Origin of the sequence: Pseudomonas sp. HMSC063H08 (assembly GCF_001813645.1) — a bacterium.
Taxonomy (GTDB): Bacteria; Pseudomonadota; Gammaproteobacteria; order Pseudomonadales; family Pseudomonadaceae; genus Pseudomonas; species Pseudomonas aeruginosa.
On sequence record NZ_KV813351.1, the window covers coordinates 1 to 3,485 of the forward strand.

Annotated in this window: 3 protein-coding genes and 1 pseudogene; all 4 read left to right on the forward strand. The window is 51.1% G+C overall.

Features of this window, described 5'->3' with window-relative positions:
- A pseudogene (locus HMPREF2924_RS03860) lies at positions 1-216 on the forward strand (ATP-dependent helicase); the annotation flags it as partial.
- Positions 217-337: 121 nt separating this feature from the next.
- A complete protein-coding gene (locus tag HMPREF2924_RS03865) occupies positions 338-1,120 on the forward strand; it encodes a DUF5131 family protein (RefSeq protein WP_004352836.1) in 783 nt (260 codons plus the stop codon).
- Between the two features lie 32 nt (positions 1,121-1,152).
- Entirely contained in the window at positions 1,153-2,406 is a 1,254-nt protein-coding gene (locus HMPREF2924_RS33875; RefSeq protein WP_004352835.1) for a three-Cys-motif partner protein TcmP, read from the forward strand.
- Positions 2,407-2,579: 173 nt separating this feature from the next.
- Positions 2,580-3,485, forward strand: a 906-nt coding sequence (locus HMPREF2924_RS03870) for a PFGI-1 class ICE element type IV pilus protein PilL2 (protein ID WP_070700359.1), incomplete at its 3' end; no start/stop codon positions are given.

A 3,485-nucleotide genomic window follows, 5' to 3' on the forward strand; every position in this document is an offset into this window, starting at 1 on the left:
CCCTGGACTCCCGGTCAGCAGGAACAAGCCGAGGATCGCGCGTACCGCAACGGCCAGCTCCGCATGGTCGTGGTGAAGATCCCCTTAGTCGAGGCCACGATCGACGAGCAGCTGTGGCAACTGCTCAACGCGAAACGCCAGGTTGCCCAGGACCTCATCGAGCCCGAGCAGGTCGACGGAAACCGTGAACTCGTTGCTAAGACATTGATTTCATAGAAGGTTTCCCCACTGTCAGTCATAGCTAGGGCCCTGTATGCCACATGACTCCATAAGGTTATGATATCAAACCCATTGGTGGAGAAATTTCCTATATGTTGGGGGCGACAGGTAAGGAAAAATGGCAGAAACACAGATCGAATGGACCGACTCCACATGGAACCCTGTAGCAGGATGCTCCATAATCAGTTCGGGCTGCAAGAATTGCTATGCTATGGAAATGGCAAGAAGATTAGAGTCGATGGGGGTTGAGAAATATTCTGGCCTAACTCGACTCAAAGGTAAACGTACAGTTTGGAACGGTAAAATCACTGAAGACCATGATGCGCTCTCGATTCCTTATCGCTGGAGAAAACCCAGGAAGATATTTGTTAATTCAATGAGCGACCTCTTTCATGAGAAAGTTAGCGATGACTTTATTCTCAAGGTTTGGAATGTCATGAGAGAAACGCCGCATCATAACTACCAGATTCTGACCAAAAGACCAGAGCGAATGGCCGACATGCTCACCAAATACATTAGAGAGGTACTTCCTAATGTGTGGCTAGGCACCAGCATAGAGGAGCAAGAAACTGCCCAGAGGGTCTTTCACCTAAAGAAGACCCCAGCCCAAATAAGATTCATCTCTTTCGAGCCATTAATCGGAAGTGTTGGCGAGATTGACCTTTCAGGCATCGACTGGGCCATTGTTGGAGGAGAGAGCGGAAGCTCTGCCAGGCCAATAAAAGAAGAGTGGATCGATGAGATCCATGAACAATGCATAGAATATGGAACAGCTTTCTTCTTTAAGCAATGGGGCACTTGGGGGAAAGATAACATCCGACGTTCGAAGAAAGCTAACGGTCGAGAGTACCGAGGCAGGACCTGGGATGAGATGCCGGTAAAACTAGTCAGCATCGCTTAAAGAAAAGTTAGCCTGAGAGATAAGGAAGTTATATGGTAAGAAAAAAATTTGACTGGGAGAATGGCGCAAAGCTTGAAGACCACTCAAGAAGAAAGCATAAAATACTGCGAGAATACTTCTACCAATACATTATTACTCGCTGCCAACTTCCCAAGCAAGAACGTTTTAGGTTAGCCATAATTGATGGCTTCTCAGGCGCAGGTCGCTACATATGTGGGACGGCAGGCTCGCCTATTATTTTCATGGAGGAGCTCAATAAGGCCACGAAATATATCAATATTCAAAGAGCAGAGCAAGGCCTTCCTCTAATTGAAATAGAGTGCTTTCTAATCCTAAACGACTCTGAGCCAATTGCGGTAGAACTCCTAAAAGAAAACATCTACCCACTGCACGCAGAAATAAGAGACACTAACAGACAGCTACATATCAAGACTCATTATATGAGCAATTTTTTTGAGCAGGCATATTCTGAGATCAAAAGTCTTCTTCGTGCAGGCCGTTACAAAAGCACAATTTTCAACCTCGACCAGTGTGGGCACAGCCAGGTTCGGAACGAAACCCTGGCCGATATAATACGCTCAAACAACTCCGCCGAAATATTCTACACTTTTGCAATCGAGACACTTCTTGCCTTTCTTCAAAAAACAAATCCAAAGCAACTTGCAACCCAGCTATCACATTTATCAATAAACGAATACGACATTGCTCAGCTTGACACCATCATGGATAAGAAAAGTTGGCTGGGAACTGCTGAGAGAATAGTTTACTCAACTTTTAAAAAATGCGCACAATTTGTAAGCCCCTTCTCCATCAACAACCCAAATGGTTGGAGGTATTGGCTCATCCACTTAGCCAGCTTTTATAGAGCCAGACAAGTCTACAACAACATTCTTCACATTAACAGTGGGTCTCAAGCTCATTACGGTAGGTCCGGACTGAATATGCTTGCGCACGACCCAAGCGAAGAAGGCAAATTATATCTGTTTGACTCATCTGCTAGAGATGATGCAAAAATCCAACTACTCGAAGACATTCCGAAACTTATTTCCTCGTCTGGTGATGCTGTTCGCATTGAGGACTTTTATAGTGGAATTTACAACTCCACCCCCGCCCACAGTGACGACATAAACATTGCTCTAATTGAAAACCCTGACATAGAGATAATAACTGAGAGCGGAGGAACTCGTCGCAAAGCCTCTCAAATAAAAATAGATGACACTGTTCGACTTAAAAACCAAAGAAGTTTCTTCCCAATCTTCTTGAACAATACGAATAAGAAAGACTAGGAGAACAGGCCCCTCCGGGGCCACTCCTCAAGTTCATGCCACTACGCTGCCACGTGGCAAAAACTGCTTTCACGTTGATAGGATAAAAATCCCCTAGCCCTCCGCCGAGTATTTCCTGCTGAGGCATAGCGATTGGCCTGCCATTGTGTGCCCCATCATCAAAGGGGGCCTCAATGACCAGGCAGTTGACCACTCTCACGCTGTGCCTGCTGCTCGCCAGCTGCACGACCCACAAGGCTGAGCCGGCCAGGCCCGCCTTCGACAGCAGCCGCAATCCAGACCTGCTCTCACCGGACCTGTACCCGAATGGCGTACAACCGGAGAAGGAGCCCGTCGTGCGCTACGGGCGCTACACCCTGGTCAGCACCCAGCCGGACGCTGGCCAGCGCGACCTGATGGCACAGATCATCGACGTGACCATCCCGTCGAGCATGAACCCGAGTGTCAAGGATGCCATGCAGTACGTGATGAGCCGCTCGGGTTACTCGCTGTGCCCGGCAGAGGCCGGTCATGTGAACATCCTCTACACCCGGCCGCTGCCGGCGGCTCAGTACAAGCTCGGCCCCATGACCCTGCGCAACACCCTCCAGGTCCTCTCCGGTCCAGCCTGGCAGGTTAAGGTCGACGAAGTGGCGCGGCAGGTCTGCTTCGTGCTTCGCCCGGGCTATCAACTTCCCCCGGCGCCGAGGCCGATACCGGTCCAGCAACTGTATGCGAAGCCCGCTGCCCCAACTCCAGCGGCGGTAGCGCAACCCTCCTCCACGGAGAAAGTCAGCACGCTGGAGTCGCCCGTCGTGGTCGCCTCGGTGCCAACGCCGGCGCCGATCACAACCAGCCCCGCTCCGACCAAGAAGCCTGAATCCACCACTGTGTTCCCCCCAGCAGCACCGGCCAAGGATGGCCACCCCTCTTCTCCTCCCGCGGCTTTGGCACCGATCAAGCCCTTGGCTTCCGCCGTGAAGTCCATGCCGCCCACTCCGGCCGTGGCTTCCGCCCCTCCGGTCAAGGTGCTCACGCCGGCGGAGCCGAGCCGGCAGTTGGCACAGTCCTGGTCAGCCGAGACGGGATCAACCCTGCGC